Raw genomic sequence first — 12297 nt, 5'->3', positions numbered from 1 at the left:
ACCTCGGGGGCCACCTCGGGGGCCACCTCGGGGCGCAGCGAGGCGTCCGGCCGACCCGCCGTGGCGGCGGCGACCGGTAGCATCAATCCGATTACCCGGAGAAAGTGAACCTCCGATCGTGAATCGGCTGTAATCACACGGCAACGTCCGGTAATCCTCCGCGACGCTTCCGGCCATGGGCGGCCCGTTGTCGCGTGCACGGCCCCGGCAGGTGTTTTGATATCCCTGCGCAGGCTTCCCCGCCGGGTTCCGCCAGCGGGTATCCAGCCAGCGGATCAAAGATATTATGATCATGGTTTCTCCGTAACGTCGGAGAGCCCGGGAACCGAGGGGTGCGATGTGGCCGTCACCAACACCTCCGGGGCTGCCGACCGGCGATGTGACACGGACGAGGCCACCGTGGAACCCGGCCCACGGATACGCCTGGTCACCCCTGGCTCTCTCATCGACCAGAACATGCTGACCGACCCCCTGTCGGGCAAACCGTCCACCACGGGCACGGTGACCCTGCTGTTCACCGACATCGAGGGCTCGACCCGGCTGGTGCGCCGGCACGGCGACCGCTACGGCGACATCCTGGCCGCCTGCCAGCGCCTGCAGCGGCAGGCCTTCGCCGCCCACAACGGCCGGGAGATCGACACCCAGGGCGACTCGTTCTTCGTCGCGTTCCGCACCTCCAGGGACGCCGTGGCGGCGGCGGTCGCGGCCCAGCGCGCGCTGGCGGCACACCAGTGGCCGGCCGGCGCCCGGGTCCGCGTCCGGATGGGCGTCCACACCACCGAGCCGACCGCGTGGACCGGCCGGTTCGTCGGGCTCGGGGTGCATCGGGCGGCCCGGCTGTGCGCCGCCGGGCACGGCGAGCAGATCCTGCTGTCGGAGATCACCCACTCGCTCGTCGAGGACGCCCTGCCCGACGGGCTCGGCCTGCGCTACCTCGGCGAGCACTGGCTGAAGGACTTCGACCAGACGCAGCGGATCTGGCAGCTGGTCGTACCCGGCCTGCAGAGCGCCTTCCCGCCGCTGCGGGCCCCCGACGCGTCCGCCCCGGCCGGGACGCGCGACGAGCCGGCCGCCGGCGCCGACCCCGACACCGACACCGAGAGCGGCACCGGCACCGGGCATTCCGCCGGTTCCCACCTCGGCTGGCTGGCGAGCATGGCGGACGCCGTCTTCGTCGGCCGGGCCGCCGAGCTGCGGGCGCTGCGGGAGGGCTGGGAGCGGGCCCGCTCCGGGCACCGGGTACTCGCGCTGATCAGCGGGGAGCCCGGCATCGGGAAGACCACGCTGGCCGCGCGGATCGCGCGGATCGCGCTCGACGACGGCGGGCTGGTGCTCTACGGCCGCTGGGACGAGGACGTCCTCGCCCCCTACCAGGGCTACCGGGAGGCGCTGAGCGAGTACTCCCGCACCTGCCCGCGCTCCGTGCTGCGCGCCGAGTTCAACGAGCACGCCGACGAGATCTCCCGGCTGTTCCCCGAGGTCGCCAAGCGCATCGGCGCCGTCGGCGCCCCGCTGCCGGGCAACCCCGAGGCCGAACGGTTCCGCCTGTTCGAGGCCATCGACGGCTGGCTGGCCACGATGGCCACCCGCCGCCCCGTCCTGACCGTCCTGGACGACCTGCAGTGGGCGGACCGCTCCTCCCTGCTGCTGTTACAGCACATCACGCGGATGCCGCGGGCCACTCCCCTGCTCGTGGTGGCCACCTACCGCAGCACCGACCACGGGGAGCTCAGCGGCTTCCTGCCCCGGCTGGTCCGGGACGTCGACTGCCGGCGGATCAGCGTCAGCGGCCTCGACGACCACGAGACCGTGACGCTGCTCGGGCGGGTCACCGGCGGCGGGCCGGCCGGGCCCGGCCTCGCGCTGGCCCGCGAGCTGCGGGCGGACACCGCGGGCAACCCGTTCTTCCTCACGGAGATGATGCGCCACCTGGTGGACGTGGGGACGCTGTCCCCGGCTCCTCCCCCGGCCACCGGCCGGACCCCGGCGGACCTGCCCGCGGGCCCGGCAGACCTGTCGGCCCCACCGGCATTGCCGGGCGCGCTGCCGGCGCCGCCGGCTCCCACGGACCCGCTCCAGCCGGACCGGCCGCTCCTGACGGACCCGCCGGGGCCACCGGTCCCGTCCCAGATCGAGATCCCCGAGACCGTGCGGGACCTGGTGCGCTGGCGGCTGAGCCGGCTGTCCCGGGAGTGCGCCGCCGCGCTGGACGTCGCCTCCGTGATCGGCCGCGAGTTCGACGTGGACATCCTCAGCGCCGCGACCAGGATCGACGAGATGCGCCTGCTCGACCTGCTCGACGAGGCGGGGCAGGCCGGCCTGGTGCAGGAGGACCACGACCAGCCCGCCCGGTACGTCTTCTCGCACTCGGTCGTCCGCCGGTTCCTGCGGGACAGCCTGGGTGTCACCCGCGCCGCCCGGCTGCACCGCCGGATCGGGGACGCCTTCCAGGACCGCCAGGCCAGCGCCCCCGCCGAACTCGCGCACCACTACTGGGCGTCCGCGGACCCGGCCGTCGCCGACCGGGCCGTCCACTACGCGCGGCTCGCCGGCGACCGGGCCCTGGCGGAGGCCGCCTTCGACGGCGCGGTGCTGCACTACCGCCGCGCGCTGGACGTGCTGGACCGCAACGGTGGCGGGCTGCGCGCCGAACTGCTGCTCGCCCTGGGTGACGCCCATGGCCGGGCCGGGGAGTACCCGGCCCGCGACACCCGTTTCCTCGAGGCCGCCGCCGCGGCCCGTAGCGGCGGCTCCACCGACCTGTTCACCCGCGCCGCCTTCGGCTACGGCGGGGTGCTGCCCCCGGCGGTCAGCCCCGACCCGCGGGGCCGGGCGCTGCTGGAGGAGGCACTGCAACGCCTGGGCGACGCCGACAGCCCGGCGCGGGCCAGGGCCCTGGGCCGGCTCGCCCACTGGATACACCACGAGCGCCCGTACGCCGAACGGGTCGCCCTCTGCCGGGAGGCGATCGCGATGGCCCGGCGGGTACGGGACCTCGCGACCCTGGCCACCGTGCTGCGCCACCGCTGCTGGGCGCTGGACGGCCCCCGTGACGTCGACGAGCAGCTTGCCGACGCCGCCGAGATCCTGCGGCTGGGCGAGGAGCTCGGCAATCACGAACTGCTCCTGGACGGGCTGCGGATCAAGATGTCCGCGCGGTTCCGGCAGGGGGAGTTCGCCCTGGCCGCCGACACCGCCGCCACCCTCACCGATCTCGCCCGCGAGCTGCGCCATCCCGAGTTCCTGCGGATCGCGTCCATGTGGGACGTGGTCGTCGCCACCGTCGAGGGACGCTACGGGGACGCCCAGCGGATGGCTGGCGACCTGCAGGCCCACCTGCGCCAGCTCGGCCACTCGCAGACCGACCTGATCCCCATCGGCCAGGCCCTCCCGATGCTCTGGCTGCGGGGGCGCCTCGCCGACACCCGCTCGCTCATCGACGACATCGCCACCCTCCAGTCACACATCCAGATCTGGCCGGCGATGCGGGCCTGGCTGAGCGCGGAGTCGGGCGCCCACGACCAGGTCCGCCAGCTGCTCGGCCGGCTCTCGCCGGACGCCCCGGCCGACCTGGACGAGAACTACTCGTGGTGGGCCACCATCGTCGCGTTCATCCAGGCCGTGACCGCGGTCGGGGAGCGGGAGTGGGCAGGCCGGCTCTACGACCTCGTCCTGCCCTTCGCCCGGCACAACGCCACCCTGGGCCTGGCGGGCTTCCTCGGCGCGGTCACCCACCATCTCGGGGTGCTCGCCGGGACGCTCGGCCGCTGGGACGCCGCCTGCGCGCACTTCGAGGCGGCCCTGGAACGGCACCAGACGATGGGCTCCGCGCCGTTCGTCGCGCTCACCCAGGCGGAGTACGCGCTCGTGCTGTCCGCGCGGGGCTGCGACGGCGACCGGGAACGCGCCGAGGACCTGCGCGCGGCCGCGCTGCGGACCGCCGCCGGCCTCGGCCTGCAGGCGGTACGCACCCGCGCCGCCCGGCGGACACCGCCAGGGGCCTGACCCGGCCGTCACGACGCCCCGGCCAGCGGCGGCCAGGTCACCGCGATGGCCCGCTCGCCGCTTCCCGCTCGGCCTCGACGGGTTTCCGCTCGGCCTCGACGGGGCTCTCCGGGACCTCGGCGGGTGCCTGGAGATGCTGGAGGATGAGCGGGTAGACGTCCCGGTCGGCGTTCTGGCCGATGATCGCGTCCAGATGCGCGTAACCGGGCAGGAGACTGCGGCTGTAGAGCTCCGGGCCGTTGGCGTCGCGCAGCCAGCGCAGGGTCCGCGCGCTCCCCTCCGGCAGGAAGATGTAGTTCTCCGTCCCCTGCAGGAAGTGGATGGGCAGCCGCAGGAACCGCGGATCGCGGGTGTAGACGTCGCCGCCCGCGGCGTCGACGGCCAGGCCCGCCCGCATCATCGTCGCCAGGTGCTGGAGCGAGGCGATGTTGCCGACGCCGAACATGCCGTGGAGCGCCTCGTGGGTGGCCTGGTTGAGCTGGGCGTGCCGGTGGGTGCAGCCGAAGATGGCGTTGATCCAGCGGCACAGCGCCTGGCCGCAGCGTTCCGGCGAAGGTACCGGCACCGCGCGCAGCGCCAGGTCGACGGCGGCGTTCGGCAGGGTGAACCGGCGGGCCGGCCGGACCAGCCTGAGGCCGGCGGCGGTGAGCAGCTCACTGACGTGCAGGGTGGTCTTGAGCCTGTTCAGCCGTGACGTGACCGGATGCAGCGGGAACTGGGCACAGACCGCCGAGCGGACGTCGGGCAGCTTGCCCGCCGCCAGCGCCATCAGCAGCGACCCGGACCCCACACAGTGCCCGTACGCCTGGACGTCGGCGGCCCCGGTCACCCGCCGGACCTCCGCGACCGCGGCCGGCCAGTCCTCGGTGGCGATGGCGTCGATGGTGAACTGGGTGGCCGAGGACGGCAGGTCGATGGACGCACGGTAGTCGAACAGCCAGACGTCGTAGCCGTGCTCCACCAGGAACTCGGCCAGGTTCGTACGGATCGTGTCGGTGACGAAGGCCCCGGTGGACATGCCGAACCCGGCGGCGAGCAGCACCGGCCCCTTCGCCCCGCCCCGGTAGCGGATCAGGCGCAGCCAGCCGTCGGCGCCCACCTCGGCGCCCTCGTGCCAGCGGCCGCCCTCGCCGCACCAGCGGATCTCGGGCTCCGGCAGGCGCAGCGCCCGCCGCCCGGGGGCGGCCGGCCGGCGGCCGGTGCCGGCGGGGAAGCGCCGGGCCTCGTCCAGCGGGCCGCCGTAGATCCGCCGCAGGTGCCTGGTGAGCAGCTTCAGGGCGGCCAGCTCGTACTCCCGGCGGCGGCCGGCGTCGGCGACACCGCGCACCTCGATCGCCCATGGCGCCCATGGCGCCCAGGGCCCCCGGCCCAGGCGAAGCGCCCGCAGCGGGCCAGGCCACGCGGCCCGGGCACGGCCCGCCCCGAGCGTCCGCCCGTCGTCCGTACGCAGCGTCAGGTTGAGGATGGCCGTGTCGGACCACGCGTCGAGCCCCGGATGATCGTGCAGCTCCTTGAAACCGTCGAGGACGTATCGTCCGCCGTCGTCGGCGACGAGTACCAGCCGGTACCGCGCGTGCCAGGTCTCGACCTGGTCGGGGTCGGGCTCGTTCAGGACGCACTCGCCGCCCTCGATCGTCAGCGGCGCGCTCGACAGGACCGGCACCCACGCACGCCCCGACGGGCGGGCCGGTGTGCTGGGGTCACGCAGCAGCGCGTCGGCGTCGTCGAAGTCGACCGTGAGGTCGATACGGATCGACGTCCGCGCGCGGCGGCCCTGGGCGAACCCGGCCCGGAAGTCGTCGGTCACCCTGGTCGAGAAACAGCCTCCCAACCGCTCGCGGAAACGCAGCGCTGCCAGGTCACGGGACGGAAATGAGGTCACATCCCGCGAAGTGGCATCCCGCTCGGAAGATGGGATCTCCGGCCTGGAGACAATGCTCATCGCTCCCCCGTTGCTGTATGCCCGGTGTCGATGCCGCCGACAGGTGACGAGCCGCTCGGTCGTCATACCGCCGGCGGGCCACCCTGCTTCGCAGAGCACATTCCCACGACCAATTGAGCCACGTCACTATCGGTTGCCTGACAGCCCCCGCCCCACCTCTTCCGAGGTTTCCGCGGATCGGCGGCCGCGCTCCGGGCGTCCCATCAGAGGTCGATCATCTGGGCCAGGACGGTGCGCACCTCGGCCCGGAGCACCCGCTCCCTGGTCGCGGGACTCACCCGCATCATGGTCGCCACATCATCAAGTTTATGCCACCGTAAACCCCACGGTAGCCCACAGGAGAGCCCTGCCCGGTTGTGACTGGATTATTTTGTGAAAGGTGCGACGGGGACATCGGCGGTGATGCCGCCTGATGGTGGTATGGAACGCGCACGGGAGCGAAGCAGGAGATGATCCTCAGACTGAGTGTGCACGGCCCCGACGCGGATACCCGGCGCGACGTCGAGATATCGGCCGCTCCCGAGACCGAGGTCGGTTCCGTGCTCGACACGCTGCCGCTGCTGGTCGACGGCCGCCGCTGCTTCGTCGGCGACCAGCCGCTCGACCGCGCCGGGAGCGTTGCCGAAAGCCCCCTGGTGCATGGCGCGACGATCGGTATCGGCGCTGCGGGCCCCTGGCCGCGCGCCGTCCAACCTGGTGTCGCCGGTGCGCTGCGGGTGTGGGACGGTCACGACGCGGGCCTGGTCGTGTGGCTCGCGCCAGGCCGCCACCTGCTGGGACGGGATCCGCAGACCCAGGCCGCGCTCGGCTGCGACGAGGTCTCCCGCCGGCACGCGGCACTCACGGTGTCCTCGGACGCCACGGCCACCGTCGAGGACCTCGGCTCGAGCAACGGCACCCTGATCGACGGTGCGCTCGTGACCGGCCCGGTTCCCCTCCCGGCCGGCGCCGTCCTCGAGACCGGTACCGACCGTATGGAGTGGGTGCCACTGCCGCGGACCCCGCTGCAGACCACGCGCGGCCAGGACGGCCGTCTCGACTTCGACCGGGCCTTCGCGCCGACACCCACCGTCAGCCGCACCGAGCTAACGCTGCCATCGGCCCCGTCCCGGCACACCGCATCCCGGGGCGCCCTGTGGATCCCCGCCCTGTTGCCCCTCGTCGCCGGCGCGGTCCTCTTCGTGGTCCTGCATAACCCTCTCGTCCTGCTGATGTGTCTGCTCGGTCCCGTCAGCGTTCTCGGCACCCAGCTGGTGGCCCGCGGGCAACGAGCAGCCGACGACCGACGCTTCGAGGCCGAGAAGGCGGCCACGCTGGACAGGATCACCGCTCTCGTGGCGGCCGAGGAGAAGATCCGCCGCGCGCAGGCGCCCGACCGGCTGGACCTCACGCTCGCCGCGACCGGAGCCGACCGCCGGCTGTGGCCACGCAACGCGGACTCCCCCGACGGCCTGCGGCTGCGGGTGGGCATCGTCAGCGAGGCCGCGTCGATCGACCTGCGCGGCCAACGGTGGGCCGGTTTCGAGGAGCCCACCCTGCACGGCGTGCCGCTGACCGTCGATCTGCGGACCGTGGGTGTCCTCGGTGTCACCGGAGCGGACGGGCCGGCCGACGGCCTGGCCCGCTGGCTGCTTGTCCAGCTCAGCGTGCTCCGCAGCCCCGACGACCTCCGGATCGTCCTGATCACGTCCGGCAGCCGTAACCACCTGGCGTGGGCCACCTGGCTGCCGCACGTCGCCGCCGACAGCGCGGGCCCCGTGCCCTGCTGGGTCGGCAACACCGAACAGACCCGGAGCAGCCGCATCGCCGAACTCCGGGATCTGATCACCATCCGGTCCGCCGAACGCCGGGGCGCCGGCAACGTCCGTTTCGCCGAGGACGTCGTCGTCCTGCTCGACGGCGCGCTCGCGCTGCGCAACCTGCCGGGCATGAAGGCGATCCTGCGGGACGGCCCGGAAGTCGGCGTGTACGTGATCGCCGTCGACCGGCACGGGATGAACGAGTGCCGCGCCGAGTGCCAGGTCGACGACGCCGGCGCCGTCCAGCTCACCCACAATCGCGGCGAGCGGGTCAGCGTCGGCCGCGCCGAGGGCACCAGCCCGGACGACGCCGAACGGCTCGCCCGCGCCGTCGCGCCGCTTCGTGACCGGCTGTCACTGGGCAGCGCCGAATCGGCCATCCCCTATCCGGTGCGTTTCCTCGACCTCGTCGGCGTGGGTGTGGCGTCCGCGGACGACGTGCTCGCCCTGTGGGCGGACCAGCCGGGGCCGACCACACAGGTGCCGCTCGGCGCGGACGCGGACGGGACGGTCACCGTCGACCTCGCCGGGCAGGGGCCGCACACGATGCTCGGCGGTGCCACCGGCGCGGGCAAGAGCATCCTGCTGCAGACGCTCGTCACCTCCCTGCTGCTGGCCAACGCCCCCGACGAGCTGAACCTCGTTCTCGTCGACTTCAAGGGCGGCAGCGCGTTCCTGCCGTTCGAACGCTGCCCGCACGTCGTCGGGCTCATCCGCTCCACCGGCGAGACCGCGGCGGACGTCTTCGACGAGGCCGCCGCCGAGCGGGTGCTCGCCTCGGTGCGTGCGGAGGTGCGCCGCCGGGAGTCCCTGCTCGCCCGGTACGGCGGGGAGATCGACGAATACTGGGCCGCCCGGCGTTGCGCACCCGGGCTGCCCGCCCTGCCCCGGCTTGTGATGATCTTCGACGAGTTCGCGCGCGTCCTGGAGACGTCCCCGGACTTCCTGCGAGCGCTGGTCAACGTCGCGGCCAAGGGCAGGTCGCTCGGTATGCACCTGGTGCTGGCCACCCAGTCGCTGCAGGGCAAGCTGTCGGCCGAGCTGAAGAACAACATCGACCTGCGGATCACGCTCCGGCAGAACGAGCCGGCCGACAGCGTCGAGGTCCTGGGCGTATCGGACGCCGCGGCCATCCCGGGCCGGCTGCGGGGCCGCGGCATGATCCTGTGCACGAAGGACGAGACCCGCACCCCGCGCCTGTTCCAGTCCGGCTACCTGGGCGACCCGCCGCCCGCCGGTGGCGCCCCGCCCGCCCGGATCCGGATCGTGGGCTGGGCCACGCTCGGCACCGCCCGGCCCGAGGAGCGGGCCGACCACGGCGGCGCGGCCACCGACCAGACGCTGACCCTCCGCGCGGTCGAGGCCGCCGCGCGTCAGCTGGGCCGCCCGGCGCCGTTCCGGCCGCTGCTGCCGCCGCTGCCCGCGGACCTGACCCTGGACGATCTTGCGGCGGCCTGGGGCGACGGCGAACCGGCCGCGACGGCCGTCCCGTACGGTCTGGTCGACTCCCCTGACGCCCAGGCCCAGCCGCCGGCCGTGCTCGATCTGGCCGGCAGCGACCGGCTGCTGGCCGCTGGCGGGCCGCAGCAGGGCCGTACGACGCTGGCCCGCACGCTGATCACCAGCCTGGCGTCCCGCCTACGGCCGGACGAGGCGCAGGTGTACGTCATCGAACACCAGCCGGCGGGGCTGGCCGCCTACGCGGAGCTGCCGCACTGCGGCGCGGTGATCGCCGGCGGTGAGCCCGACCGGATCCGCCGGTTCGTCACCTGGCTGCGCGACGAGGTCGCCCGACGTCAGATCGGACGGTCGGGCGGCGGTGTGACGGCCGCCGGGCGGCGGGATCCGTGGATCGTCGTCATCGTCGACGGCTGGGAGCAGTTCGAGAACCGCGGCGACCCCACCTTCCTGGAGACGTCGCTGCTGACCGTGCTGCGCGAGACGATCGTCGCCGGGCCGCCGCTGGGTGTGCATGTCGTGCCGCTCGGCGGCCAGGAGCTGCTCACCAGCAAGGTGGCGACGCTGTTCACCCACCGGCTGCTCCTGCCGTTCGGCAAGGAGGAGCTGCGCCGGGCGCATCTGCCGTCGGGGGCGGCCAGCCCGCCGGCCGTACCCGGCCGGGCCGCGGACGCCGCGAGCGGGGCCCAGATCCAGATCTGCCGCCCGTCCGTCGATGCCGGCACCCTCATCGGCCAGGTGACCACCCGGCTGTCCGCGGCGGGCCTGGCCACGGCCGCCGTGACCGGGCCGGTCACGGTGCGGCCGGCCATGCCGGGGCCAGCCGTGGCGGGACCGCCCGCAGCGGGGCCACCCGTCGTCGGCCCGCCCGTGACAGCCGGCCAGCACACGGCGGCCGGGCTGCCGCGCCCGTTCCCCCCGCTGCCGGCCCACGTCGCCGTCGACGAGCTCCGGCTGCCCGACCCGGCTCCGTCGGGCACCTGGCTGCCGCTCGGTGTGGGCGGCCCGGACGTGGACGTCGTGGGCATGGACTTCTTCGACGCCGGGCCGCACCTGCTGCTCGTCTCCGGCCCGGCCGGCTCCGGACGCACGACCGCGGCGGCGGTCGTCACCCGCGGGCTGCGGCGGGCCGGTGTCGGCGTCCTGGTCATCGCCCCGCCCCGCTCACCGCTGCCCAGCCTCATCGGGGACGACGGCGGTGTCCGGGTCGTCACCGGGACCGTCCTCAAGGACACCGACCTGCGGGCCGCCGCCGAGGCGTTCGGTGACGGGCGATACGCGGTGGTCGTCGACGACTGTGATCAGATCACGCTGGTGCCGACGCAGGTCAGCTTCGCCGACGGCCCCACCCTGCTGCAGGACATCGCCAGCCCCGGCGCGCTCGGCCGGCACGCGCTCGTGCTCTGCGGTGACGCCGCGCCGATCCTCACCGGCCAGCGCCGCTCCCTCGCCCGTGTCGTCAGCGAGGTCATGACCAGCGGTGCCCGGCTGCTGCTCACCCCCACCTCACCCGTGGTGGCACGCGAACACGGCTTCAAACTGGAACCCGACCAGTTCTTCGCCGCCCCACCCGGCCGCGGCCACCTCGCCACCGCCCGCACCACCACCCTGATCCACCTCGCCCGGTAGCCGTCCGTCACTGAGAATGAATGGCCCCGGTTCGACGGAGACCACGGCTGCTCCAGTCCTCGGGGACGCGGCTGCCTACGCGGGGTGCCCGTTCCGCGGGAGAGATCTCCACGCTGCCAGAAGATCTTCTGGGCCGATGGAACGGGCGGGAACACCGGCGGCAGCACCCGTCCGGCTGATGGCGAGAAGTTCGGTCGACGTGTCAAAGCCCGGCACCGCGGTGACATCACGCACCAGCGCGGCATAGTCGTGCTGGTCGAACGGCTGCGTCGACTGCCATTTGATACTGCCGGCAAAAATTATCCGGTTCGCAGCCCCCGCCCGGTCAGCGCCGACCACGTCGATCTCGGGGTTGTTCTGCCGGTTCCACCAGCCACCGACGGCCTCCACCTCGGGCCAGCCGAGTTCCGGCGCCATACGCAGCAGGGCCTCCCGAACCAGCGGTTCCACCGCCCGGCCACGCCAGGCATACCAAGATCGTTTAACCCGCCGCAGCAGCAGATCCCCTCGCCCCCGTTCCACGAGCGGCAGGCCGGCTGCGAGATAGGCGAGATAGAAGCGCAGATATGGGTCGGCCACCCGATAACGGCGCTCCTTCTCGGCCGGCCTGGTCGAAAGCGGGGTGTCGACAGCAACCACACGTTTGGCTTCGAGCAGGCGCAGTGCGCTCGTCAGCGAACTCGCCGCCATCGGCTCGGCTCCGGCGGACGCCGCCGCGCGAACGCCGCTCCACGTACGTTCGCCGTTACCGATAGCGGCCAGCACCGTGCGGGCCTGGATATACCCTGGGAACTCGGCGGCGAGTGACCGTTCTCCCGAGACCAGCAGCGCGGACGTCGGGTCGGCGAGCGAGACAGCGAGGAAGCTCTCGACCGACTGGCCGGACCCCCATTCCTGGCATATCAGCGGCAGGCCGCCGGTAACCAGGTACGCGTCGATGGCTCCGGCAGCCGGCAGGCCGACCATGGCGCCGACTTCGGCCGGATTCAGCGGTGGCAGCACCATCACCGTGCCCCGCTGGTGGAAGGGCCGCCGGTAGTCGTCGAGACGCTCCATCATCGCCAGGTCCGAACCGATCAGGATCAGGAGGACCGGCTTGCGCGAGAGCTGCGTGTCCCAGGCCGTCTGCAGCGCCCCTTCCAGCGCCGGGTCGGTTTCGATCAGCCACGGCATCTCGTCGATGACCACGATGCCCGGTGTGTCGGCGGGCAACGCCGCGGCCAGCTGACGGAACGACGCCGCCCAGGTCGGCAGAACCGTGCCGGACTCGAAGAGATCCCGACCGGGAAGGTCGGACTCGGCCACTGCCGCGGCGAACGCCGCCCGCTCGGCGGCGGGATCGGCGCCCTGACTCGCCTGGAAGAACACGAACGGGACGTGTGCCCGCTCACAGAACACCTCCACCAGCCGCGACTTGCCGACCCGGCGCCGGCCCCGCAGCAGCACCGCCACCCCCGGCAGGTC

At 73.4% G+C, this 12297-nt stretch carries 4 protein-coding genes; 2 read left to right on the top strand and 2 right to left on the bottom strand.

Annotation, left to right across the window (positions count from 1 at the left end; translation table 11 throughout):
- The first annotated feature begins 339 nt into the window (after positions 1 to 339).
- Positions 340 to 4005: an ATP-binding protein gene (locus AC5LUJ_RS19585; protein ID WP_445548792.1), complete on the top strand. Its 3666-nt coding sequence runs from the start codon at positions 340 to 342 to the stop codon at positions 4003 to 4005.
- 37 nt (positions 4006 to 4042) lie between these two features.
- On the opposite strand, the gene AC5LUJ_RS19580 is transcribed toward AC5LUJ_RS19585, so the two are convergent.
- Positions 4043 to 5947: a hypothetical protein gene (locus AC5LUJ_RS19580; protein WP_493465470.1), complete on the bottom strand. Its 1905-nt coding sequence runs from the start codon at positions 5945 to 5947 to the stop codon at positions 4043 to 4045.
- A gap of 449 nt (positions 5948 to 6396) precedes the next feature.
- On the opposite strand from AC5LUJ_RS19580, the gene AC5LUJ_RS19575 reads away from it, so the two are divergent.
- Positions 6397 to 10833: an FtsK/SpoIIIE domain-containing protein gene (locus AC5LUJ_RS19575; RefSeq protein WP_493465469.1), complete on the top strand. Its 4437-nt coding sequence runs from the start codon at positions 6397 to 6399 to the stop codon at positions 10831 to 10833.
- 75 nt (positions 10834 to 10908) lie between these two features.
- Here the strand turns inward: AC5LUJ_RS19575 and AC5LUJ_RS19570 are convergent.
- On the bottom strand, positions 10909 to 12297 hold a 1389-nt coding region (locus AC5LUJ_RS19570), incomplete at its 5' end, for an ATP-binding protein (RefSeq protein ID WP_493465468.1).

Source organism: Protofrankia sp. CiP1_Cm_nod3, assembly GCF_982290655.1.
Note: the sequence above shows the minus strand (reverse complement) of the source record. Positions and strands in the feature narration are given on the sequence as shown.